Genomic DNA, 23,074 nt, shown 5'->3' with positions numbered 1-23,074 from the left:
GGGCTCGGGCGTGCCCGCGCCTCGGGGGGCGCAGGCGGTGACGAGACACAGCAGGGCCCAGGCGACGCGCTGAGCTCCACGGCGTCGCGCTCGGGTTCCACCTGGGCCTGGGTCATCCATCCGCGCGCCTCCGAGATGCGGCACACCGCTCCACCGATGTCGGACGGTGGAACAGCCGACACGGCGACTTCCTCCCGCCGCCGTGCTCGTCGACGGCGGGACCGCGGAGGCATTCAGTCCGTGACTCGGGGCGTCATCCTACCTTGGCTCAGGTGGAGGCGGAATGTGTTCGCACGGGAGCGCGGGTGGGTCGCACCTCGCGTGCGACGTGGTGACGACTCCAGGACGACGAGGCCCGATGGCTCGGGCGTGTCCTCGTGGCGTGGTCGTCTGCACCTGCCTGGCCGTGGCGGAGGCGTGCGTCGCGGGGCACCGCGGCCTTCCATGAAGATGAAGCCATATGGCGCTCGGGCGTGTCCTCGTGGCGTGGTCGTGGACTCGGCTCGGCGAGAGGCGGACGTACGCTCCCGCCAGCAACTGCCTGTCAGCGGCGGATGCGCACGTCGCGCGCGACGCTGCGGCCTCCCATGAGGACGAACCCCGCTCGCACCGGCGTGCCCTCCTGGAGCTGACGCAGCGACACTCGCCGGCCCTGGCGCATGCCCTGGCTGCGCTCGTCGAGCGTGAGCACGTAGTCGTTGCCCTCGCGGTCTCGCACGGTGATGGTGTCGCGGCCCACGCGCTTGACCCGGCCGCTCACGGCGCTGGAGGCGATGACCACGTCCTCGAGGGAGCGGTTCGCCGTGTCCTCGGGGAGCGCGGCCTGCGCCGCTCGCGCGGCTCCCTTGAACCAGTCCTCGTCCTCGCTCGCCTGCACCGCCTCGGTGCCAATCATGATGCGACCCGCGCCACCGGTCCCCGTGCTCGCGGTGGTGTTGCCCTGCGCTCCCGTGCCTTGCGTGGTGCTGGTGTCCCGCGCGCCCGTGCTGGCGGTGCCCGTGCTCGCGGCGTTGCCCTGCGCGGTCCCCGTGCTCGCGGTGGCGTTGCCCTGCGCGGTGCCCGTGCTCGCGGCGTTGCCCTGCGCGGTCCCCGTGCTCGCGGTGGCGTTGCCCTGCGCGGTGCCCGTGCTCGCGGTGTTGCCCTGCGCGGTGCCGGTGTTCCGCGCGCCCGTGGCGGCGGTGCCCGTGCTCGCGGTGTTGCCCTGCGCGGTGCCGGTGTTCCTCACACTCGTGGCAGCGTTGGCTTGCGCGGTGCCAGGAGTCCGCGAGCCCGCCGCGGTGTTGCCCGGGGCTGTACCCGTTACAGGGTTGCCTCGCGTGTCGCCGACCGTGCTCGTGCCGGTGTTCTGCTCAGTACTGGTCGGAGTCCCGACGAGGCCCGCCAGCTCAGGGGACTCGACCTGCTCGGACTGTCCACTCGTGGCGCGAGCCGCCCTTCCACCTTCGTGTCCCTGGCGCTCGGCACAGCCCGTGACGCACGCGCAGAGACCCAACATTCCCACCCACGCCCATCGACTACCCATCCGCGCACCTCGCGTTCTCATTCGGAGTGACCTGCGAGGAGGTCCGTGCAAACGCCGTGCTCCAGCCAACCAGCCCGGGGGCCCGTGCGCTCGTCAGTCCCTGTCGGCGTCTGCTCGCCTGCTCCGTGGATGAACTCCACGAGAGGGCATCCCGCGCGGCAGCGCGGCGCTGAACCCGAGGTCACGGCGTGCGTGCCCACCCACCCATCGACACGCCATGGCTCGGTGCGAGCGGGATGGCTCGTCAACGCGACGTCACTCCGCGCGCGCCGCGTCGAATCGGCGACACATCAGCCCTCGATGCGTCCGGCCCCGACGTCGCTCAGCGCGGGCTCGCCATCGCGCGCGCCACGGCCTTCACGTGGGTTCGCACCAGCTCGCGCGACGCCATCAGGTCCGTGGCGTTGTCGGGCGTGTAGCCCAGGCACAGCACCACGTCGTCCTCGGGCGAAGCACGCACACCGAGCTTCATGTAGTCGAGCATTCGCGGCACGGGCTCGCCCTCCATGTCCTTCGTGAAGCGACCGAAGACGCCTGCCTTCGGGTCCCTGCGCGGCGCCGTCTCCTTCAGCGCGAACAACTTCCGCACCGCCGCGAGCACCCCGGGCTGCTCCACCATCTGCTCCGGCCGCGCGGGTCCACCCAGCTCCCACTCCAACAGCCGCAGGCAGCCACGCACGTACTCCACATCCGTGATGACCAGCCCGTACAGATACCAGTCCGCGCACGCCGCCTGGACCAGGCGCGCCTGCCCATCCGTCAGCCACCCGAACGACGGACACGTGAACGTCTCACACACCGACGAGCGATACACGCCGCAGTCGCGCAGGTCCGTCCCACCCGTCGTCAGCGGATGCCCCAGGCACCCCACCTGCTTGCGGTCCTTGTCCAGGAACCCCAGCAGCGGACACACCCGGACCGCCGGGAACATCGGCGCCGCTCGGCGCGCGTCCACCAGCTCCTTCGCCGCCGCGCTCCAGGCAGACGCCTCGTACGGCACCCGACGCAGCCGCTCGGTCTGCATCGCGAGCTGCTCCATCAGCGCCCCGCGCGAGTGGTCCCTGAAGTTGTAGAGGCCACAGCAGGCGCCACACGAGGCGCCCCCACCGGGCTGGCAGAGGTGGAAAGAGACAGACACCCTTCACATCTTACGAACACCAACGATTAATGCAGCCGAAACGTAGCGAGCGAGCAGTCGTTTCACACACTCCGAGCAGTCTGCCGGGCGTCGGAGTGTGAAGCCCGAGCGGGGTGGGTTCAGAACCACTCGGGGCGCATCCGGGCGTAGGAGTCCTCGCCGGTGCGGCACAAGTCGACGAGCAGGGGCACGCGGGGCAGCTCCACCGCGAACCAGTACTGCGCGGCGGCGAGCTTCCCCTCGTAGAAGTCCGAGTCGCCCTGGCCGCGCGCCAGGCCCTCCTTCGCCGCGGCGGCCTGCTCGAGCCAGCGCCACGCCACCGCGAGGATGCTGAACAGCTCCAGGAAGTCCGCGCTGTGGCGCAGCATCAGCTCCACCTCGCCCGCCATGCCCTTCGCGCCCAGCTCCGAGACGAGCTCCGCCACCGCGCCACACGTCCGCTCGAGCGCGTCACCCCACCCAGCGTCCACGCCCGCCGTCTTCGCGCGCGCCACCGTGCGGCCCACCTCCCGCGCGAAGGTCGCCAGCGCCGCGCCGCCGCCCGCCACCACCTTGCGGCCGAGCAGGTCGAGGCCCTGGATGCCCGTGGTGCCCTCGTGGATGCTGTTGAGCTTCTGGTCCCGGAGCCACGCCTCCGGCAGGTACTCGCTGGAGTAGCCGTAGCCGCCGTGCACCTGCACCGCGAGCGCGTTCGCCTCGAAGCCGCGCTCGGCCGGGAAGCTCTTCGCCACCGGCGTGAGCAGGTCCACCAGCAGCCCCGCGCTCCGGCGTGTGTCCTCGTCCGTGGCGTGTGACGCGAGGTCCGCCTGGTACGCCGCCGTCACCAGCAGCGACAGGCCGCCCTCCACGATGGCCTTCTGGCGCAGCAGCATGCGCCGCACGTCCGCGTGCTCGATGATGGGCGACTGCGGCCGGGTGGCGTCCTTCGCCCCGGCGGGCCGCCCCTGCGGCCGCTCGCGCGCGTACGCCACCGCCTCATGGTACGCCGCCGACGCGGTGGCCACGCCGTTGAGGCCCACCATGATGCGCGCCTCGTTCATCATCTGGAACATGCACGCGAGCCCCCGACCCGGCGGGCCCACCATCCAGCCGCGACAGTCACCCGCCTCGCCGTAGTTGAGCGCGAGGCTGGGGATGCCCTTCCAGCCAATCTTGTGGATGACGCCCGCCACGCGGACGTCGTTGTCCACCAGCGCGTCGCCCTCGCGCCGCCGCGCCGGCACCGCGAACAGGGAGATGCCCCGCGTGCCGCTCTCGGGGCCCTCGGTGCGCGCGAGCGTGAGGTGCACGACGTTCTCGGTGAAGTCCTGGTCGCCGCCGCTGATGAAGATCTTCGAGCCCTGGATGCGCCACGTGCCGTCCGCCGCGGGCGTCGCGCGCGTGCGCACGTCCGCGAGGCTGCTGCCCGCCTGCGGCTCGGTGAGGGCCATGGTGCCGGTCCACTCGCCCCGGTACAGCGGCTCCATGAAGGCCTGCTTCACCTCCGGCGAGCCGAAGACCTCCAAGAGGTGCGCCGCGCCGTGCGTCAGCCCCAGGTACGCGTACGCGCTGAGGTTGGCGGCCATGAGGTACGCGCTGGCCAGCGCGTGCACCGTCAGCGGGAGCTGCTGTCCGCCCACGTCCGGAGGCCGGGTGGCGGTGAGCATGCCCAGCTCGACGAGCCGCGGGTACAGCTCGCGCATCAGCGGGTGGACCTTCACGCGGCCGTCCTGGAAGGACGGGGGCTCCAAATCCAGCGTGCGGTACGTGGGGTAGAGCACCTCGCGCGCGAAGCGGCGGGCGCTGTCGAGCAGCAGGCCGAAGGTCTCGCGCGAGTGCTCGGCGAAGGCGGGAAGCGTGCAGAGATGCTCGACGTGAATCACCTCGTCGAGCTGGAAGTCCACGTCGCGGTCCGACAGCAGCGGATTGGGGCGGGGCGCGCTCATGCCCGCGTTGTTAGCAGGAGCGCTACCAGGAGGCGATGGCCTCGTCGAAGTCCACGGCCTCCTCGTCGTCGTCGCGAGGCGCGTGGGTTCGCAGTGCGGAACGTCGCCACCGCTTGCCGGGACCGCGAGGCGTCTGGTGTCGCTCGCCCAGGACCTCCAGCAGGCCGGACGTCATCGCCGCCTCACCCAGGCCCTCCAGCCGCATGGGGCGACGCAGGCGCCCCAGGAGGCGCCGCCGCGCCGGGCCCGAATCCCAGTTCGAAGATGTTGTGCTCCACATGACACGCTCCTGCTCCGGGAGGCACCCGCTGCTGCTTGCACGTACGACTCCTCAACTTGGGTCTGCCCTCCGGTCCGTGCCATGTGGGGAGCGCTCGCCCCTTCGCCGGCCGCTGGCTGGCCGACCCGGAGACCGGGCGCCCGTCCGCTCGGCCCCCGGCCTCGAACGACCGCTCAGCTGTCCGCGTTGACCGTTCACCGGCGTCGTCCACGAACGCACTGTCCGCTGGCGGATAACCCCGCGCATGCGACGCATGCTCCTGCTGCTGCTGGCGATGGCGGTGTGGGTTCCCTCCCTGCAACTGGGGTTTCGTCCCGACAACCCCCGGGACTGGGTGCCGGCGCTCGCCGCGCGGCAGCGGGCCCTGGCCCTGGTGGCGGAGAGCCCCGAGCGCGACGTGCTGCGTCGGTCCAATCCGGAGTGGGACCTGATGGCGCGCACCTTCTGCGTGCTCGCCTTCGCGAACCTGGCGCTCCACGAGCCGGAGCACAGGGCGGAGCACCTGGCCGTCGTCGACACGCTCATCACGCGCACGCTGGAGGACGAGCGGGGCGGGGTGGACACGTTCCTCCTGCCGTACGTGCACGCCGCGCCGTTCCGGGACGCCTCGGGGCGCAGCCTCTTCATCGAGGGCGAGGTGGCGTTGATGCTCGCGGCCCGACAGCTGGTGGAGCCGCGCGAGGCGTGGGCGCGGCCGCTGCGCGAGCGGGTGGACCGCGTGGCGGCGCAGCTGGAGCGGGCCCCGCTGCTCTCGGCGGAGAGCTATCCCGACGAGGGCTGGATTTTCTGCAACACCGTGGCGCTCGCCGCGCTGCGCCTGTCCGACGCGGTGGATGGCCGCAGCCACGCCTCGCTGCGCGAGCGGTGGGTGCGCTCGGCGCGCGAGCACCTGATGGACGCGCGCACCGGGCTGCTCGTCTCCAGCTTCACCCATGAAGGCGCGACGCGGGACGGGCCGGAGGGCTCATCGCTGTGGCTCGCCGCGCACATGCTCCAGCTGGTCGACGCCGACTTCGCGCGCGAGCAGTTCGAGCGCGCCCGGGAGGTGTTCATCGGCGAGCGCCTGGGCTTCGCCTGGGCGGCGGAGTGGCCCGCGTCGGACGCTCGCGCGGAGGACATCGACTCCGGTCCGACGATTCCGCTGGTGAACGCGAACGCGGGCTCGAGCGGCCTGGCGCTGGTGGCGGCCTCGGCCTTCGGCGACGAGGCGCTGCTCATGGGGCTGTCCACCAGCCTGCGCTTCGCCGCGTTCCCGATATGGGAGGACGGCGGCCTGCGCTTCGCGGCGGGCAATCCGCTGGCCGATGCCGTGTTGCTGTACGCCCTGACGCAAGGTCCGCTGTGGCGGCGAGCGCTGTCACCGCGAACGCTGGAGGCCCACCGATGATGCTCACCCGGAGGTCGCGCGCGCCCAGGGTCCTCATGGCGCTGGTGTGGGTCGCCGTCTTCCTGCTGCTGCACCTGGCGGGAGGCCGGCAGTATGTCGGCGTGCTGTCGGGCACCCGCGTGGGGGGCGCGCCCGAGCTCGTCTTCGGGCTCCTGTACGCGCTCACGTGGTTCGGCGCCGTGCTGCTGGCGCCCATCCTGCTCCTGGCGGGCCTCGCGGACGCGGCGCTGCCCCGGCCGCCCTCGGCGAAGCGGCGCTGAGCCTCAGTGGCTCAAGCGCTCGGTCAGCCAGACGCGCACGTAGGACCAGTCCCGGCGCGCCGTCGCCTGGGACACCTCGAGCACCCCGGCCGTGTCGGGCAGGCTCAGGCCCGCGAAGTAGCGCAGCTCCACCAGCCGCGCGAGCCGGGGCTGGAAGGACTCCAGCTCCGACAGGGCCTCCTCCAGCTGGAGCACCTCCAGCTCGGCGCCCGCCGGTGCTTCGTCTCCCAGGTGACGCAGGCTCACCCGCTCGCGCCTCGCCGCGCGACGCAGGAGGAGCGGCGCCCGGGCCCGGTCCACCAGGACCTTGCGCATGGCGCGCGACGCGGCGCACAGGAAGCGGGGACGGGACTCCAGGGTGACGCCCGCCGCGAACAGCCGCGCCCAGGCCTCCTCCACCAGCCGCACGGGGTGCAGGGGCGTGAGCTCGGACACCTCTGGCGAGAGCCTCCACTGGAGCTCCCGACAGGCCGCCGCCATCAGCGCATCCCGAGCGCCCGCGTCCTCTGCCCGCGCCCCGTCCAGCAACTCCGCCAGCTCCACCGTGCTCATGTATCCCCCTCGGTCCTACCTGGACCGCCCCCGGAACCATCTCCGTGCTCCTTCTTAACGACGGATTCGCCGGAAATCCTTGAGTGGCTGGAAGTAGCCCTCACCCGGCAACAATCCCACCCGGGCGGGTGGGGAGGCCGCACGGACTGTTGACTTGCTCGGCGGAGGGCCTCGTCAGGCGCCGCATCCGATACAGCCTGTCGACATGGATAAAAGGCATGACACAGCTGGCGGTTTGTTCGTGATTGGCTTGCGTGACGCGAGTTTGTTCCATGGAGACAGTGGAGCACTGTTCCAGGGGTCGACGTCCAGCTCGAGCCTGCTCACACGCGGGGAAGGAGCAGACGGGCGGGGTGGAGTGGACCCGTTTACAGCGATGTCTCGAACACACGAGCATCGCCATACATGTCTTGGTCTCTTGTCTCGCAGCGCGTGTCGTCGTCGTGTCGTGTCTCGCGTCACGGTCCTGCTGTTTCGAGAGGGCGTCACGCCGTGTCGCGGTCCAGCTGTTGGCTGGTGATGCTGTCCTGGATGCTGATGCTGGCGTGGAGCTCCGAGGCCCAGGCGCGGACGCGCGCCGCGAGTGTCATGGACCTGAAGGACGGGTGGCTCTACCGCTGGGGAGACTCGCCGCTGGCGCCGGACGGCGTGCCCGTATGGGCGAAGGCGCCCGACAAGGTCGACTGGAGGTCGATGGAGGCGCTGAAGGTCCCGCCAGGGCGTGAAGCGCACACGATGTTGTGGGTGAGCATCCCCATTCCCCAGGGCGGGTGGGGCGAGCCGGCGCTGATGCTGGGCTCGGTGACCAACGCGTACGAGGCCTATGTCGACGGCCAGCGTGTCTACGCGAACGGGAAGCTGAACCCGTCGGGGACCGAGGTGCGCGAGTCCATCTGGGCGCAGCTGATTCCGCTGCCGGCCTCCGCGCAGGGCTCGCGGGTGCTGCTGCGCATCCAGAGCAGCACGGCGGCCATGGGCGTGAGCCAGCACGCGCAGGTGGGGCCTCGCCACGAGCTGCTGGCGCGGGTGGTGCGCACGGGGCTGGGCTGTCTCATCACCGGCAACCTGCTGCTCGTCATCGCGCAGGTGGCGCTGGGCATGTCGCTGCTGGGGCGGCAGCGGCGCATGTTGTTGGCGCTCGGCGTGTTCTCCGCCGGCGCGGGCGTGCTGCTCGTGGGCACGAGCGGGGTGGTGAGCGCGGTGTGGGGCGTGGAGCTGTCGCTGTGGCGCGCCACGTTCCTGGCGGCGTACTGCGTGCTGCCGGGGCTGGGCTGGTTCATCCAGGAGGGCATCCTGGAGGGGCGCGCGCGCTGGTTCAGCGCGGTGGTGTGGACGGTGACGGTGCTCGCCGCGCTGCAGGCGGTGGTGGCCATGGTGGACCTGGGGACGGCGAGCCGGCTGTTCCAGGTGCTCATGCTGTACTCCATCCCGGTCCTGCTGACGTACGTCATCGTCGCGGTGGTGGCCGCGCTCCGGGGCAACATCGACGCGCGCATCTTCAGCGCGGGCCTGGGGGTGCTCACCCTGGTCCTGGTGGCGGCGATGATGCCGCTGTTGGGCTGGGTGAAGATGGAGGGGATGTTCATCCACTGGGGGTTCCTCGCCTTCACCGCGTCGCTGGTGGGAATCGTGGCGCGGCGCTCCTCGCATGTGGTGCGCTCACTGTCGTCGCACGCGAGCCAGCTGGAGGCGCGGCGCAAGGACGTGCGCGAGCTGGCCGAGGGCATGGGCACCGGCGCCGGGGAGCTGGCCACGGTGGCGCAGCAGCTGCGCACCTCGAGCGAGGAGCAGACGGACGGCATCGGTCGTCAGGCGACGGCGCTCAAGGAGCTGGAGCAGACGGTGCAGGAGATTCGCCAGGGCTCGCTGGTGACGGCGGACAAGGCGCGTGTGCTGGCCGAGTCCATCGTCGCCGCGGAGGAGGCGGGGCGCGACGGCGGCGCGGCGCTGGACAAGACGCTGACGAACCTGGAGGCCATCCGCGAGGAGGTGTCGGAGATGGCGCGGCGCATCCTCGCGCTCGATGAGCGGACGCGGGAGATCGCCGGCATCGTCGACACGGTGAAGGGGCTGGCGGACCAGTCCAACATGCTCGCGGTGAACGCGGCCATCGAGGCGGCGCGCAGCGGCGAGCACGGCCGGGGCTTCAGCGTGGTGTCGCGCGAGGTGCGCAGCCTCGCGGACCAGTCCATCCTGGCCACCCAGCGCATCCGCGAGGTGCTCGAGGGTGTGAGCAGCAGCATGCGCGAGGCGGCGAAGATGAGCGAGCAGGGCGAGCAGCGCGTCCGGGTGAGCGTGGAGGCGGTGCGCGTCTCCGGCACGCAGCTGCGCAAGCTCGCGGGCATCATCGGCGACACGAGCAACAGCGTGCGGCAGATTTCGGCGGCCGTGTCACAGCAGGACGCGGGCACGTCCCAGATTGCAGTGGCCATCCAGGACATGTCCGGGCAGATGCAGCAGACGCTGCGGGTCGTCGAGGAGACGCGCAACGTGACGCGCTCGGTGCAGACGCTGGCGGAGAGCATGGCCGGCTCGGCGCGCAAGGCGATTGAGTCCGGCACGCTGGGCAGCTGAGGGAGCGCGTCTCGTCCACGCTCCTCGCGGCGTGGGCGAGAGGGGTGAAGCGGCCTCAGTGGGCGGCTTCACCGCCGCCGCACAGGCCACTCCAGTGGTAGTAATAGGGCGTGGGTGTGGTGTCGCCCCAGGTCTGGATGACGCCGCGGCACTTGCAGATGACCACGCCGGTGGGCTCACCGCTCATCGAGGGGTCCGCGTAGTAGTAGTACTCCCAGGCCGTCGTCCCGTCGCAGACGTCGCTGGCGCTCCGGGACGTCCCGTCCTGGACCTGCTCCTGGCCGTCGTGAGCGACTCCACAGCCCGTGAGGACCGCGGCCGTCAGCATGACTCCCAGGAAGTTGCGTGGATGCATCTCGTGCTCCTTGCGGGGTGAGGTACAGATGCTATTCCATGACGGATGCCATCCGGCTTACGGCTCGATGGGGCCGGCGCAGAGCGGGTGGAAGGGACCACAGGCGAAGCGCTGGGTGCAGAATCCACCCCCCTGGGTGGGCCAGGCGTAGGCCACCGTCTCGGGGGCACCCGGAGGACAGTCGAGGGTGTGCGAGTCGACCCGGCACCAGTCCGCGGGGTCACACGTCCACGGGTCCGAGATTCGCTGGTGCGTGGACGTGTCCCGGGCCTGGGGGCTCTTGGCATCGGAGTCCGGACCACAGGCCGTCAGGAAGAAGGCCACCACGACAACTCCACTTCGCTTCCGAAGGTTCATTGCGTGCTCCCATTGCGTGAGGAGGCACAGCCTCGCCCGGAGGGCTGACACGCGGCCAGGGCCGTGATGCGGGCGCCGTGGCCGGGTGCGTCACCCGGTGCCGAGGCCGTGGCGGCGCGGGGCGGGGATGAAGGGGCGCTCGCTCCTGGAGCATTTGCGTGTTTGCCACGCGGGTGTGGTCGAATCGCGCAAGAAACCGCGCTCCAGGACTCCTAGGGTGGCATCCGGGAGGTCCGGGTGGAGGGAGTGGTCCGCATGCGGCGCATTCGAGTCATCGACAGTCATACAGGTGGAGAGCCCACGCGGGTGGTGACGGAGGGCGGCCCGGAGCTGGGCACGGGCGACCTGGCGAGCTTGCGCGAGCGGTTCCGGGAACGCTTCGACGACTTCCGCAAGGCCATCGTCTGCGAGCCCCGGGGCTCGGACGTCATGGTGGGCGCGCTGTTGTGCCCGCCCGTCAGCCCCTCGAGCGTCGCGGGCATCATCTTCTTCAACAACGTCGGCTACCTGGGCATGTGTGGCCATGGGACCATCGGCGTGGTGAAGACGCTGGAGCACCTGGGCCGCATCGGCCCGGGCGTGCACGCGCTGGAGACGCCCGTGGGCGTGGTGAAGGCCACCCTGCATCCGGACGGGAGCGTCAGCATCGCCAACGTGCCCAGCTATCGATGGGCGCACGACGTGAAGGTGGACGTGCCCGGGCACGGCGTGGTGCGCGGGGACATCGCGTGGGGCGGCAACTGGTTCTTCCTCACGCGCGCGACGAACCCGCCGCTGGAGCTGGCGCGGGTGCCGGCGCTGCTCGCGTACACGTCCGCCATCAAGCAGGCGCTCGCGGACCAGGGCGTCACGGGAGAGGGGGGCGCGGAAATCGACCACGTGGAGCTGTATGCGCCGTCGCCGACGCCGGGCGTGGATGCGCGCAACTTCGTGCTGTGCCCGGGGCTCGCGTATGACCGTTCTCCGTGTGGCACGGGGACGAGCGCCAAGGTGGCGTGCCTGGCCGCGGAGGGCGCGCTCGCCGAGGGCGACACGTGGGTGCAGGAGAGCATCATCGGCAGCCGGTTCCAGGCGCGCTACGTGCGTGATGGCGAGCGCGTCCTGCCCACGATTACGGGCACGGCGTCCGTCAACGCGGAGGCCACGCTGCTGGTGGACCCGAAGGACCCGTTCGCGTGGGGCATCGGATGAGCGCCTTCGACTGCGTCATCGTCGGCGGTGGCATCGTCGGCGCGGCGCTCGCGGAGGCGCTGTCCACCGAGGGGATGTCCGTGGCGCTCGTCGAGGCGCGCTCCATCGGCACGGCGACCACCGCGTGCGGGATGGGGCACCTGGTCGCGATGGATGACAACGCGGCGGAGCTCGCGTTGACCGCGTACTCCGTCTCGCTCTGGCGGCAGCTCGCGCAGGGACTGCCGCGCACCGTGGAGTACGACGCGTGCGGCACCTTGTGGCTGGCGGCTGATGACGAGGAGATGGCGGCTGTCTCCGCGAAGGTCGCCAACTACCGCGCCGCGGGCGTGAGGGCCGAGGTGTTGGATTCGGCGGCGCTGTACGAGGCGGAGCCTGCGTTGGCTCCCGGGCTCGTCGGTGCGCTGCGGGTGCCGGATGACGCCGTGTTGTATCCGCCAGTCGCCGCGCGGACCTTCGCGCAGAGGGCACAGGCGCGTGGGGCGAAGGTGATGACGGGATGTCCGGTCCGGGAGCTGCGGCCCGAGGGCGTCTTCCTGGCGAACGGGGAGGTACTGAAGGCCGGGCGGGTGGTGCTCGCGGCGGGCGTGGCGAGTCCCTCGCTCTGTCCGGAGCTGCCCATCTCTCCGCGCAAGGGACATCTGCTCATCACGCGGCGCGGTGCTCCCGTGGTGCACCACCAGCTCGTGGAGCTGGGATATCTCAAGAGCGCGCATGGCACGGATGGGGCATCGGTCGCGTTCAATGCGCAGCCTCGTGTCACGGGGCAGTTGCTGCTGGGGTCGTCGCGGCAGCCCGGGGAGGCGAGCCGTGAGGTGGAAGCCGCCATCCTGGAGCGCATGCTGAAGCGCGCGGCGATGTTCCTCCCGGGGCTCGATGGCTTGCAGGCGCTGCGCGTGTGGACGGGGCTGCGTCCGGCGAGCCCGGATGGACTGCCGCTGCTGGGTCCGCATCCGGAGAAGCCGTGGCTGTGGCTGGCTTGTGGGCATGAGGGGCTGGGCATCACCACCGCCACGGGCAGCGCACGGCTGGTCGCGGACCAGATGCTCGGGAGGGCGAGCGCCATCGATGTGGCGGCGTACTCGCCCTCGCGCTTCCTGGGTGAGGCGACTCGCGAGGTGGCGCATGCGTGAGGGCGTGCCGCGGGGCGCCTCGACGCAGGTGCGCCGCTCATGGATGGGCGCTTCGTCGTTCGATGCCGCCGGTGGGCTGAGGCCTGCGCAGGAGTCGCGAGGCGTGTGGCTGCCTCGTCGTCGCGAGGTGTCCCATGGGTGAGCCGTCGCGGAAACCACCTGCCTCCGTCACGCTGCGCATCAACGGGCAAGCCGTCACCGTCCCCTCGGGCACTTCGGTGGCCGCGGCGCTCGCGATGACGGAGCGGTTCGTCAGTCGCGCGGACCTGGGTGGACGTCCTCGTGGCCCGCTGTGCGGCATGGGCGTGTGCTTCGAGTGTCGGGCCACCGTCGACGGTGTGTCCGAGGTACTCACGTGTCTGACGCCGTGTCGTGATGGCCAGGAGGTGGCGACCGATGCGTGAGACGTGTGACGTCGTCATCGTCGGCGCGGGACCCGGTGGACTCGCCGCCGCCTGTCATGCGGCCGAGGCGGGGTTGAAGGTCCTGGTCCTCGATGCGCAGCCCGAGCCCGGTGGGCAGATCTGGCGCGGTGAAGCCCGGACGGGGAAGAACCCGCTCGCGCGCAAGTGGCTCACGCGCTTCGCGGCCTCGGGTGCTCGCTTCCGTCCTGGCGCGCGGGTCATCGCCTCGCCCGCGCCCGGTGTGCTCCTGGTGGAGGAGGGCGCCTCCTCGCTCGCCGTGCACCACGGTCGCGCCATCCTCGCCACGGGCGCACGTGAGCGCTTCCTCCCGTTCCCCGGTTGGACGCTCCCCGGCGTGCTCGGTGTCAGCGGTCTCCAGGTGCTCGTGAAGGACGGCCTGCCGATTCGCGGCAAGCGCGTGGTCCTCGCGGGCACCGGGCCGCTGCTCCTCGCCGCCGCCGCGACGATTCAGTCCCACGGCGGTGAGGTCCTCTCCATCGCCGAGCAGGCGCCCGCCGCGGACCACTGGCGCTTCGCGCTCCAGCTCTGGCGCCATCCCTCGAAGCTGCTCCAGGGCGCGGTGATGACCGCGAAGCTCATCAGCGTCCCCTCGTCCACGGACGCGTGGGTGCTCGCCGCCGAGGGCACGGACCGCCTGGAGTCCGTGCGCCTGTCCGTGCGAGGCCACGAGGAGCACCTGCGCTGCGACTACCTGGGCGCGTCCTATGGCCTCGTGCCCAACCTGGAGCTACCCCGGCTGCTGGGCTGCGAGGTCTCCCAGGGCGTGGTCCTCGTGGACGACCGACTGGAGACCCGCGTCCCTCGCGTGCACGCCGTGGGCGAGCTGCTCGGCATCGGCGGCGTGGACCAGGCGCTCGTCACCGGCGAGCTCGCGGGCCTCGTCGCCGCGGACCGTCCCATCCCCGAGTCACTCGCCCGTGCCTGGCGAGGCGTGCGCGACTTCTCCGTCCACCTCGCGCGGCACGACGCCCCCCGCGACGAGTTGCGCCGACTGGCCCGGCCCGACACCCTGCTGTGCCGCTGTGAAGACGTGCCCCTGTCCGCGCTGGAGGGCTGCGCGAATCTGCGCGAGGCGCGCCTGTACGCCCGGCTGGGCATGGGCGCGTGTCAGGGGCGCACCTGTGGCCCCGCGGCGCAGACGCTCTTCGGCTGGTCGGGCGAGGACGTGCGCCCGCCCTGTCTCCCCGCGCGCATCGCCAGCCTGCGCCTTCCTCCCTCCGACGTTTCCCCTTCCCACACGAGCAAGTCATGAGCCTCTGGTCCGGTGTCCTCCCCGCCATCACCACCCCCTTCAACGCGGACCTGTCCGTCGACCACGGCGCGGTGCGCTCGCACGTGCAGTGGCTCATCTCGCAGGGCTGCACGGGCCTCATCCCCTGCGGCTCGCTGGGCGAGGGCGCGACGCTGACCTCCGAGGAGAAGGCCGCGCTGATGCGCACGTGCGTGTCCGCGGTGAAGGCGCCCGTCATCCCCGGCATCGCCGCGCTGTCCACCGCGGAGGCCGTGCGGCTGGCCCGCGCCGCCGAGGAGGCCGGGTGCGCCGGCCTCATGGTGCTGCCGCCGTATGTCTATTCCAGCGACTGGCGCGAGATGAAGGCGCACATGTCCACGGTCCTCCGCGCCACGAAGCTGCCGTGTCTGCTCTACAACAACCCGGTGGCCTACAAGACGGACTTCACGCCCGCGCAGCTGGCGGAGCTGGCCGCCGAGCACGACAACGCGGTCGCCGTGAAGGAGTCCTCCACCGATGCCCGCCGCGTCACCGGCATCCGCGCCCTGCTGGGCGACCGGCTGACCCTGGGCGTGGGCGTGGATGACTGCCTCGTCGAGGGCGTGGAGGCGGGCGCGCGCTTCTGGGTGGCCGGGCTGGTGAATGCCTTCCCCGCCGAGTCGGTGCGCCTGCTCGAGCTGTCCCTGGCCGGCAAGAAGGACGCGGCGTTCGCGCTGTACCGGTGGTTCCTGCCGCTGTTGCGCCTGGACACCGTCCCCAAGTTCGTCCAGCTCATCAAGCTGGTGCAGCAGGAGATGGGCTGGGGCCACGAGCGGGTGCGCGGGCCCCGGATGGAGCTGGTGGGCGCCGAGCGTGAGGAGTGCCTGCGCGTGCTGCGCGAGGCGTTGGCGAACCGTCCCGCGCTGTAGGGCGATTCGTGGTGTGACGTAGCCGAGGTCGAAGCTTCGAGGGGCACGCCCGTGTCCCTCCCCGACGTGAGGTAGTGGCATGAGCTGGATGGGATTGTCGTTGATTGGCGCCGGGCGCGGCGAGCCCGGTGGCGCGACGTTCACCGGATGGAACCCGGCGGAGGGCGTGGCGCTGGAGCCGCGCTTCCACGCCGCGCGGCCGCATGAGGTGGAGCGGGCGTGCTCGCTCGCGGCGGAGGCGGCGCCGTCGCTCGCGGCCCTGTCCTCGCGGCAGCGCGCGGTGTTCCTGGAGCACATCGCCGAGGCGCTCCTCGCGGCGGAGGCGGACTTCCTCGCGGTGACGCCGAAGGAGACGGGCCTGCCTCCCGCGCGCATCCAGGGGGAGCTGGGCCGCGCGGCGGGACAGTTCCGCCAGTTCGCGCGACTGTTGGAGGAGGGCAGCTGGGTGGACGCGCGCATCGACCACGCGCTGCCCGACAGGAAGCCCCTGCCGCGCGCGGACCTGCGCTCGATGCTGCGCCCGGTGGGACCGGTGGCGGTGTTCGGCGCGAGCAACTTCCCGCTCGCGTTCTCCGTGGCCGGAGGTGACACCGCGTCCGCGCTGGCCGCGGGCTGTCCCGTCGTGGCCAAGGCGCACCCCGCGCACCCCGCGACGTCGGAGCGCGCGGCCCTGGCCATCCGCGCCGCGGTGGTCGCATGTGGCCTGCACGAGGGCGTCTTCTCGCTCCTGTTCGACGCGGGCACGGAGGTGGGCGCGGCGCTCGTGCGTCACCCGGCCATCCGCTCGGTGGGCTTCACGGGCTCGCGTCAGGGAGGACAGGCGTTGATGGCGCTGGCCGCCTCCCGTCCCCTGCCCATTCCCGTCTTCGCGGAGATGGGCTCCATCAATCCCATCTTCGTGTTGCCGGAGGCCCTGGCCGCGCGACCCGAGGCGATGGCGGACTCGCTGGCCGCGTCGATTCTCCAGGGGGCGGGACAGTTCTGCACCTCGCCCGGCCTGGTCGTGGCGGTGGAGGGTCCGGGGTACGAGGCCTTCCGCGCGCGGCTGGCGGAGAAGCTCGGTGCGGCGTCGCCAGCGCCCATGCTGACGCCGAACATCGCCGAGCGCTTCCGAGAGGGCGTCGGCCGGCTCGCGGCGCGCACGGACACCCGGACCTGTGTGCGGGGTGAGTCTCGGGCGGCGCTCGGGGCCGCGGCGTTGTTCGAGGCGCCAGCCACGGTGGTGCTCGCGGAGCACGCGCTGACCGAGGAGGTGTTCGGCAGCTGTGCGGTGCTGACGCCGGCGAAGGACGCGGCGGAGCTGGTGCGCGTGGCGTCCGGGCTGGAGGGACAGCTCACGGCGACGGTGTTGATGGAGGCGGGGGACACGGCGGTGGCGGCGGAGCTGTTCCCCGTGCTGACGGACCGCGTGGGGCGCGTGCTGGTGAACGGCGTGCCCACGGGCGTGGAGGTCTGTCCGGCGATGGTGCACGGTGGTCCCTTCCCGGCCAGCTCGGACGGGCGCTTCACCGCGGTGGGCACCGGCGCCATCCGCCGCTTCGTGCGGCCCGTGTGCTACCAGGACGTGCCGGATGCGCTGTTGCCGGTCGAGCTGCGCGAGTCGAACCCGCTCGGCCTGTGGCGCACGGTGGATGGCGTGCTGAAGCGGGGGTGACTCGACTCCCAGGTGGCGCCACGTCCACCCGGGAGTCGCGCCGCGTCTTACGGCCCCGTGTCGAAGCGGGCCTCCAGCTTCACGCCTGAGTACGGCGTCCGGGCGTTGAGCATCAGATAGATGTAGCTGCCGGTCGGCGGTGACGGGATGTCCACCGTCTCGTCATTGCCTGACAGGTAGGGCCGGTGGTCGTATGTCGTGAGGCTGGGCCACGTCGCGGCGCGCACGTACAGGTCCGCGTTGCCCGTGCCGCCGCTCATCTGGAAGCGCAGGTTGCGCGCGCCATTGGGCACCCACAGGTAGAAGTACTGCAACCCGCTCGTCGCGGACAGCGGCCCGCGGTAGCAGCCGTTGCCCAGCATCCTGGAGTCGGAGCCCGTGCACGGTGTCCCCGTCCCTGGCCCCGGACCTGGATTCACACAGGTGCTCGGGTCGCTCGCGGTGGCCACGCACGTCAACCACTCGTGGAACTCCGGGTCGTTCGCCGTGCCCAGCGCGTCGAGTGACTGGCGATACGCGGCGTAGCTCCCCGCCCGGAACTGTCCCAGGAACGCGCCCACCTGGTCCGCGTGCCGCTCGAACATGAAGCGCACCGCGAGGTAGCCCCACGTGTACACGCGCTCCGTGCCGCTGTTGTAGTCGTTGCGCAGAATCTGGCTGAGCTGGAACGCCTTGCCGGCCCCCACCGCCACCGCGCTCGCGTTGTCGCTCTTCTTCGAGATGTACTCGGCCAGGCCCTCAATCCACCAGATGGTGGGCTGGCTCACGCTGGCGCCGAAGTCGCCCTTCATGTCGAAGCGGCCATCCAGGTAGTGCACGTACTCGTGCTCCAGGTTCCATATCTGGAACGTGGGCCGCACCCACTCCGCCTCGTAGGCGATGAACCGCGCCTGGTTGCCCGACGCGGAAGGGTCTCCCTCCAGGTACATTCCACCGTTGTTCGTGTCGATGCCGAACAGCGCGCCCGCGTATGTCTGATAGTCCAGGCTGCTGTCGAAGATGACCATCTCCAGCGCGGTGTTGTTGTCCCCGGCCACCGGCACGCGCCCCGTCTTCAGCATGTCGTGGAAGTACGTCTCCTGCGCGGCGAGCTTGGCGCAGCTCTGGCTGAACTGCGAAGAAGTCATGTCCTGCGCGCGCATGCGCAACGTCGCGCCGCAGTTGTACGTCACGCGCAACACCGCCTGCTCCAGCGTGCGACGGAAGTCACAGATGCCGTAGTACGCGCAGTTCGCGCCGTCGTAGTAGTCCGCCATCTCCGCGGCGCCCACCCAGACGCCCGCCGTGGGCCCCGTCATCTGGTGGTTCGCGATGAGCGCCCGCACCCGGGGCCGCGCCTTGTCCTGGAGCGCTCCCGGGTACTGGAGGAAGCGCGCCAGCTCGCGCGCGGCGTTGACCGCGAGGTACTGGTTGTCGGTGCCCAGCAGGTGCTCGGTGCGCAGACCGAAGGACTCCAGCGCGTCGATGAGGGAGCTGTCCTGCTGCACGGCCGCGACGAAGGCCGCGTCGTAGTGTCCCCGGAACAGGCCGACGAAGACGTTGTTCGTGGCGGCGCGCATGTACCAGAACGTCTCGGCGGTGGTGTTGAAGCGGTCCAGGAGCCCCTTGAACGTCGCCAGGTGCCGCGCGCTCTCCCCCGCGCTGTCGATGAGCGTCACGAACTCCCGCAGCACCGCGCCGTGCGCGTCGTTGACGTCCCGGAAGTGGCTGTTGGCGACGAAGGCCGCCAGCGCCGGACGGATGGCGTTGCCGAGCGCCGTGCCGTACGCCCCCACCACGTCCGGACTGTAGAACTGCACGTAGTACCCGGCCCGCAGGAACAGGATGAGCTGGAGCGTCTGCCCGCTGTTGTCCCCCACGTAGCCCTGTGCGCTGGTGGTGAGCGCGTTGGCGATGGTGACCATCTTGCTCTCGATGAACACCTGCCGGGCCAGCGTGCCGGTGACGCCGAACAGCGTGTTGACGCACGCCTCCGTGGAGCCCTTCACCAGCGTGACGAGCGCCGCGCCGCTGGCCGAGCCGAAGGCCGCCGTGTCACAGGCGGCCAGCAAGGAACGGCCGGGAGGCGGCGGCGCGAGCTCCTGACGGAGTTGCTCCGGCGCGACGTCCGGCGAGCGCTCGTCGGGCTGGATTTTCTGATGGGCGTGCTCCAGCCCATGCAGGCGCTGGGCGGACCCGGTCGGTGGGGGAGCCCCAGGGCGGGCATCCGCTCCTGGGGCGAAGATACCGATACAACACAGGGCGATGACGATGTGACCGCGACACCAATCCGTGAGGGGACTGCGCATGGCTCGTGCTCCTCGGGGTGGGGGGCTGTGCTGCAACGGTGTCGCCCTCTGCGAGGGACACCGACGTGGGTTTCACGCGGTGTTCACGGTATTCCCGAGCAGATGTGTCGTTCTTGTATCTTTCCCACGCGAGGATGAATGGAATCACCAAGGGCCGAGGGCCGCGCGGTGGCGAGCCCCGCGGCCCTGGTGTCTTCGCGAGGTCAGCCCCCGGGGTTCCTGCAGAGGAGGGGGTCGATGGCGGTGGCGATGCAGGTGAGCCACTGGTGGAACTCCGCGTCATACGCGGTCCCCAGCGTGTCGAGCGACTGTCGATACGCCAGGTAATCTCCCGCGCGGAACTGGCCCAGGAAGATGCCCACCTGGCTTGCATGTCGCTCGAACATGAAGCGCACCGCGAGATAGCCCCAGGTGTAGATGCGCTCCGCGCTGTCGGAGTAGCTGTTGCGCAGAATCTGGCTGAGCTGGAAGGTCTTGTTGTTGCCCGTTGCCACCGCGCCCGGGTTGTTCTGCTGCTTGTCGATGTACTCGGCGAGGCCTTCAATCCACCAGATGGTGGGCTGGCTGGTGCTGGCGCCGAAGTCGCCCCACATGTCGAAGCGGCCGTCCAGGTAGTGCACGTACTCGTGCTCCAGGTTCCAGACCTTGAACGAAGGCCGCAACCACTCCGCCTCGTGGAGGATGGCGCGAGCCTGGTTGCCCGGAGCCGACGGGTTTCCCTCCAGGTACATGCCGCCGTTGTTCGTGTCGATGCCGAACATGGGCCCGGCGAACCTCCGGTAGTCCTGGCTGTTGTCGAAGATGGCCATCTCCAGCACGGCGTTGTTGTCGCCGGCCACCGGCACGTTGTTGGGCATCAGCTTGCCGTGGAATTCGATGTTCTCCACGAAGAGGAGCAGACAGGTCGCGAACAGCTCCAGGTCCGCCATCTGCTGAACACGGAGGCGAAGCTGGGGGCTGCATTCGTAGGTCGTGCCGAGTACGTCCTGCACCAGCGCGGTGCGGAAGCCACAGATGCCGTAGGCCGCGCAGTTCGCGCCGTCGAAGTGCTCCGCCAGCTCCGCGGCGCTCACCCAGACGCCCGCCGTGGGCCCTGTCTTCGAGTGGCTGTCGAGGAGCGCCTTCACCCTGGCGCGCGTCCGGTCCTGGAGGGTGCCGGGGTGTTGGAGGAAGCGGGCCAGCTCGCGCGCGGCGTTGACGGTGAGGTGTTCGTCATCGGTGCCCAGCAGGTGCCGGTTGCGCGTGACGAAGGCGTCCAGCGCATCGAGGAGGGATGCGTCCCTCCGCACGGCCGCGACGAAGTCGTCGTCGCCGTGGCTGTTGTACAGGACGAAGAAGACGTTGCTCGTGGCGCCGCGCATGGACTCGGACGCCAGGGCGGTGTCGTCGAAGCGGTCCAGCAGCCCCTGGAGCGTCTCCAGGTGTGACGTGGTCTGCTTCGCGCTGTCGATGAGCGTGACGAACTCGGACAGCACCGCGCCGTGCGCGTCGTTGACATCCTGGAAGTGGCTGTTGGCGACGAAGGCGACCAGGGCGGGGCGGAGGGCGTCCCGCAGCGCCGTGCCGAAGGTCCCCACCACGTCCGGGCTCCGGTCCTGAGCGTAGTACCCGGCCCGCAGGAACAGGATGAGCTGCAGCGTCCGCGCGCTGTTGTTCCCCGCATAGGCGCGCGCGTCGGCGGTCAGCGCGTGTGCGATGGTGAGCATCTTGCTCTCGGAGAACACCTGCCGCGCGGGCACGCCCTCGATGTCGAACAGCTTCTGGAGACAGTCCGGCTCGGCGCTCTTCACCCGCGCGACGAGCCTGTCTCCGCTGGCCGTGCCGAGGGCCGCCACGTCGCACGCGACCAGGGGGCGGGCGGCGGCGGGCGGCGCGAGCGGTCGGCGCAGGTACTCGGGCGCGACATCGGGCGGGCGCTCGTCGGGCCTGATGCGCCGGTGGGTGTGCTCGTGTCCGTGCCGCTTGAAGAGGGGCTCGGCCGGTGCGGGGCCCCCGGGGCGGGCGGCCGCTTCCAGTGAGAAGAGTGCGAGGCAGAGGGTGAAGAAGAGATGACGACGACACTCATCCATGTTGGGACGGCGCATGTGTGCTCCAGGGGTATGAGCTGCCGCACGGTGTCGAGGGTTCCAGGCAGACACCGGCGTGGGTTAAACGGAGGGCCTGCGGACCCTTGGAAAAAGAACAGACACCCATGGAAACGACCAAAGGGCGTGAGGCGTTGGAGCACTGGCGGGTGGACTTCATGGGGCGGGTGACGAACCCGCTGTTCGCGGAGGCGCTGTTCGACCGGGTGCCGGACATCGTCTTCTCGGTGAAGGACATCCAGGGCCGGTACGTGTGCATCAGCGAGGCGTGCGCGGAGCGCTGCGGGCTGAAGAGCAAGGCGGCGGCGGTGGGGCGCACGGCGCACGAGCTGTTCCCCCAGCACATGGCGGACCGCTACGTGCGTCAGGACGAGAAGGTGTTCCGCACGGGGCGCCCGCTGGTGGACAACCTGGACCTGACGCTGTTCAACAACCGCGAGCCGGGCTGGTGTCTGACGAGCAAGGTGCCGCTGTTCGAAGCCACGGGCGAGGTGATGGGGCTGGCGTGTCTGTCCAGGGACATCCATGAGCCGGGGCGCGCGGGGCTGGTGGACGAGCGCTTCGCGGCGACCATCGACTTCATCCAGGCGAACTTCGGGGAGCGGCTGCGCATCGACGCGCTGGCGCGGCGCGCGGGCATGTCCGCGGCGCAGTTCGAGCGGCGGATGCGGCGCATCTTCCAGCTCTCCGCGGGGCAGTTCATCATGAAGACGCGCATCGACGCGGCGGCGGAGCGACTGGTGGAGGACGTGCGCGAGCCCATCGCCGCCATCGCGCTGTCCGTGGGCTTCTGCGACCAGAGCGCCCTGTCACGCCAGTTCAAGCAGGTGACGGGCCTGAGCCCCCGGGAGTACCGGCAGCTCGTCGAGTCCGTCCCCGGCACCGCCGTGTCCCGGCGCAAGCGCTGAGCGGCTCGGGGGCTTCCCCAAAGCCTGTCAGGTGTGATGCGCTCCTTGCTGGCCATGAGAGCCTTCATGCTGCCTGGGTCCATCGTCCTGTTCCACGTCGTGGCCCTGGGGTTCTTCGGGGCCTGCGCGGCGTGGCTCGTCCAGGAGTCCCTGCTGCTCGGCGGACGTCGGGCGATGAGGGGTTTCGCGGTGGCCTCGGGCGCGCAGGTGCTGTTGTCCTTGAGCACCGTGAGGGGGCTCTGGGTCGCGCGACGCTGCTGTCCGCCCGCGCGCGGGTGGGGACGTATCTTCAGTTCAGGGGTTGGTGCTGGGGCCGTCCTCTCGCTGACGCTCACTTGCGGGCGGCGGGCGCGGGGGGCGCGCGCTCCTTCCACGGGTCTCCGCCCACGCCGGAGTCCACGAGCTGGAAGGGGCTCTCTCCGTTCATCCGCACCAGCCCGAGGCTGGGTACGGAGGCGGACCCCTCGGCGGTGATGCCGCCGGAGCAGGAGTACTCGCTCACCTCCAGCGTCCTGTCGGCGAGCGTCTCCAGTTGGATGATGCCCAGCACCATGAAGACCCTCATCGGCACGACGATGGCGGTCTCCACGGCGGCCTGTGCGGACTGCCTCCCGCAATCCCGTGTCTGTCATTCGAGTTCATGGCCCTCCGGCCGGTTGAACCCAGGCTTGCTGGAGATGTCAAGCATTGGGGTGCAATGAGATGACAGGTCGCGTGTCTGGCATCAGGTATGGAGAGAGGGATTCCCAGCGGGCCGCAGCCGTCCCTCCCGGGGAGGGAGCCGCCGGGGCCTTGTCCCACGGGACGATTGTCGGATGGTGGAAAACCCGGGGGTGCAGAAAGGGCGGTCCCTGTGCGGACTGTTAAGGTCACGTGCGCTCCATGTCCCCTCCCCACTCCCC

Annotated in this window: 21 protein-coding genes; 10 read left to right on the top strand and 11 right to left on the bottom strand. The window is 70.8% G+C overall.

The annotated features are described in order from the left end of the window. From FL311_RS45305 to FL311_RS24535, 5 genes are all read right to left on the bottom strand, one after another. A partial coding sequence (locus tag FL311_RS45305) for a hypothetical protein (RefSeq protein ID WP_228557046.1) occupies positions 1-182 on the bottom strand: 182 nt, incomplete at its 3' end. Positions 183-544: 362 nt separating this feature from the next. Continuing rightward, positions 545-1,225 (bottom strand): hypothetical protein, encoded by a 681-nt coding sequence (locus FL311_RS24550; protein WP_141328493.1) that lies wholly within the window; start codon positions 1,223-1,225, stop codon positions 545-547. 619 nt (positions 1,226-1,844) lie between these two features. Beyond that, the gene (locus FL311_RS24545) at positions 1,845-2,660 is read right to left on the bottom strand and encodes a hypothetical protein (protein ID WP_141328491.1); all 816 of its coding nucleotides are present in this window, start codon (positions 2,658-2,660) and stop codon (positions 1,845-1,847) included. A 119-nt stretch (positions 2,661-2,779) separates the two neighbouring features. Then, positions 2,780-4,585 carry an acyl-CoA dehydrogenase gene (locus tag FL311_RS24540; RefSeq protein WP_141328489.1) on the bottom strand — a complete coding sequence of 602 codons (1,806 nt, stop codon included), beginning with the start codon at positions 4,583-4,585 and terminating at the stop codon, positions 2,780-2,782. A gap of 22 nt (positions 4,586-4,607) precedes the next feature. Next, complete coding sequence (locus FL311_RS24535) at positions 4,608-4,865, bottom strand: hypothetical protein (RefSeq protein ID WP_141328487.1); 258 nt, start codon at positions 4,863-4,865, stop codon at positions 4,608-4,610. A gap of 244 nt (positions 4,866-5,109) precedes the next feature. Here FL311_RS24535 and FL311_RS24530 point away from each other — a divergent pair, with 244 nt between their 5' ends. Further along, a complete protein-coding gene (locus FL311_RS24530; RefSeq protein WP_141328485.1) occupies positions 5,110-6,252 on the top strand; it encodes a hypothetical protein in 1,143 nt (380 codons plus the stop codon). After that, positions 6,249-6,512 carry a hypothetical protein gene (locus tag FL311_RS24525; protein WP_141328483.1) on the top strand — a complete coding sequence of 88 codons (264 nt, stop codon included), beginning with the start codon at positions 6,249-6,251 and terminating at the stop codon, positions 6,510-6,512. The genes FL311_RS24530 and FL311_RS24525 overlap by 4 nt, the downstream gene beginning before the upstream one ends. A gap of 3 nt (positions 6,513-6,515) precedes the next feature. Here the strand turns inward: FL311_RS24525 and FL311_RS24520 are convergent, their stop codons facing one another. Next, entirely contained in the window at positions 6,516-7,064 is a 549-nt protein-coding gene (locus FL311_RS24520) for an ECF-type sigma factor (protein ID WP_141328481.1), read from the bottom strand. 492 nt (positions 7,065-7,556) lie between these two features. On the opposite strand from FL311_RS24520, the gene FL311_RS24515 reads away from it, so the two are divergent. Beyond that, positions 7,557-9,638 (top strand): methyl-accepting chemotaxis protein, encoded by a 2,082-nt coding sequence (locus FL311_RS24515; RefSeq protein ID WP_368668587.1) that lies wholly within the window; start codon positions 7,557-7,559, stop codon positions 9,636-9,638. Between the two features lie 55 nt (positions 9,639-9,693). On the opposite strand, the gene FL311_RS24510 is transcribed toward FL311_RS24515, so the two are convergent. Both FL311_RS24510 and FL311_RS24505 read right to left on the bottom strand, forming a co-directional pair. Next, a complete protein-coding gene (locus FL311_RS24510; RefSeq protein ID WP_141328479.1) occupies positions 9,694-9,993 on the bottom strand; it encodes a hypothetical protein in 300 nt (99 codons plus the stop codon). 57 nt (positions 9,994-10,050) lie between these two features. Next, on the bottom strand, positions 10,051-10,350 hold the full coding sequence (locus FL311_RS24505; protein WP_141328477.1) for a hypothetical protein: 300 nt from the start codon (positions 10,348-10,350) through the stop codon (positions 10,051-10,053). A gap of 255 nt (positions 10,351-10,605) precedes the next feature. Between FL311_RS24505 and FL311_RS24500 the strand changes: the two genes are divergently transcribed. The 6 genes from FL311_RS24500 to FL311_RS24475 all read left to right on the top strand — a co-directional run bounded on the left by FL311_RS24500 (position 10,606) and on the right by FL311_RS24475 (position 16,892). After that, complete coding sequence (locus FL311_RS24500) at positions 10,606-11,541, top strand: 4-hydroxyproline epimerase (protein WP_141328475.1); 936 nt, start codon at positions 10,606-10,608, stop codon at positions 11,539-11,541. Beyond that, positions 11,538-12,674 (top strand): FAD-binding oxidoreductase, encoded by a 1,137-nt coding sequence (locus FL311_RS24495; protein ID WP_141328473.1) that lies wholly within the window; start codon positions 11,538-11,540, stop codon positions 12,672-12,674. Before FL311_RS24500 ends, FL311_RS24495 begins: the two co-directional genes overlap by 4 nt. 134 nt (positions 12,675-12,808) lie before the next feature. Beyond that, positions 12,809-13,078: a (2Fe-2S)-binding protein gene (locus tag FL311_RS24490; protein ID WP_141328471.1), complete on the top strand. Its 270-nt coding sequence runs from the start codon at positions 12,809-12,811 to the stop codon at positions 13,076-13,078. Beyond that, positions 13,071-14,351, top strand: coding sequence for an FAD/NAD(P)-binding oxidoreductase (locus FL311_RS24485; protein ID WP_141328469.1), 1,281 nt, complete (start codon positions 13,071-13,073; stop codon positions 14,349-14,351). The genes FL311_RS24490 and FL311_RS24485 overlap by 8 nt, the downstream gene beginning before the upstream one ends. Beyond that, complete coding sequence (locus tag FL311_RS24480; protein WP_141328467.1) at positions 14,348-15,238, top strand: dihydrodipicolinate synthase family protein; 891 nt, start codon at positions 14,348-14,350, stop codon at positions 15,236-15,238. Before FL311_RS24485 ends, FL311_RS24480 begins: the two co-directional genes overlap by 4 nt. A 79-nt stretch (positions 15,239-15,317) precedes the next feature. Further along, the gene (locus FL311_RS24475; RefSeq protein WP_141328465.1) at positions 15,318-16,892 is read left to right on the top strand and encodes an aldehyde dehydrogenase (NADP(+)); all 1,575 of its coding nucleotides are present in this window, start codon (positions 15,318-15,320) and stop codon (positions 16,890-16,892) included. A gap of 47 nt (positions 16,893-16,939) precedes the next feature. Here FL311_RS24475 and FL311_RS24470 read toward each other — a convergent pair whose 3' ends face one another. Continuing rightward, on the bottom strand, positions 16,940-19,180 hold the full coding sequence (locus tag FL311_RS24470) for a M9 family metallopeptidase (RefSeq protein ID WP_141328463.1): 2,241 nt from the start codon (positions 19,178-19,180) through the stop codon (positions 16,940-16,942). 203 nt (positions 19,181-19,383) lie between these two features. Beyond that, positions 19,384-21,264, bottom strand: coding sequence for a collagenase (locus FL311_RS24465; RefSeq protein ID WP_141328461.1), 1,881 nt, complete (start codon positions 21,262-21,264; stop codon positions 19,384-19,386). Between the two features lie 107 nt (positions 21,265-21,371). Here FL311_RS24465 and FL311_RS24460 point away from each other — a divergent pair, with 107 nt between their 5' ends. Continuing rightward, positions 21,372-22,172 (top strand): AraC family transcriptional regulator, encoded by an 801-nt coding sequence (locus FL311_RS24460; protein ID WP_141328459.1) that lies wholly within the window; start codon positions 21,372-21,374, stop codon positions 22,170-22,172. Positions 22,173-22,503: 331 nt separating this feature from the next. Here FL311_RS24460 and FL311_RS24455 read toward each other — a convergent pair whose 3' ends face one another. After that, positions 22,504-22,743, bottom strand: coding sequence for a hypothetical protein (locus FL311_RS24455; protein WP_141328457.1), 240 nt, complete (start codon positions 22,741-22,743; stop codon positions 22,504-22,506). Positions 22,744-23,074 lie beyond the last annotated feature (331 nt).

Source organism: Myxococcus sp. AB025B, assembly GCF_006518215.1.
Classification (GTDB): domain Bacteria; phylum Myxococcota; class Myxococcia; order Myxococcales; family Myxococcaceae; genus Myxococcus; species Myxococcus fulvus.
The sequence above is the reverse complement of the archived record's forward strand: the minus strand, read 5'-3'. Positions and strand labels throughout refer to the sequence as shown.